A 488-nucleotide genomic window follows, 5' to 3' on the forward strand; every position below is an offset into this window, starting at 1 on the left:
AAAATGAATGTATTTTTGGGCATACTACCCCCTTGGTCAAAGATTTGTTTTTATATGTTGGCTGCCATCAATTTGTCTGTTGATTTCCGTTCCGGGCGCAAGATTCCTCGGGGAGGAAGTCGAGCCTCCTCGCCGTTCCGCCTGTGGGGTCTCGACTTTTCCTCTACATCCCGCAGGAGTCAAGCGCCCTCCACTCCAATCAACAGTGTGTCAAAATCAAAATGGCACATTAACACAGTCCGATCATTAGATAGAAGACAGGTTTTATTCCAGCTTTAGCAGTTGAATTCTCTGTAATACTTTCCAAAAGAATTCTTGGTACACAAAACCAGAGGACAACTTAAAGTAAAGTGATCGTCCTGATTTCACTAATTTACTTGCGACCTTTATCAGTCTTGTTCGAATGGTTTCGATTTGTATGCTTTTTTGTCCCTCTGGAAAACAAAGCGTACGAAGCCAATTTGTTAGGTTATATGCCAATAAACTCA

1 protein-coding gene is annotated in these 488 nt (G+C 42.0%); it reads right to left on the reverse strand.

The window, feature by feature from the left end; genetic code table 11:
* Positions 1 to 264: 264 nt before the first annotated feature.
* Positions 265 to 488: transposase (locus tag RYX56_RS21160; RefSeq protein WP_317123965.1), on the reverse strand; the 224-nt coding region annotated here is incomplete at its 5' end.

The sequence above is a fragment of the Alkalihalophilus lindianensis genome (assembly GCF_032843265.1).
GTDB classification, from domain to species: Bacteria; Bacillota; Bacilli; order Bacillales; family Bacillaceae_D; genus Alkalihalophilus; species Alkalihalophilus lindianensis.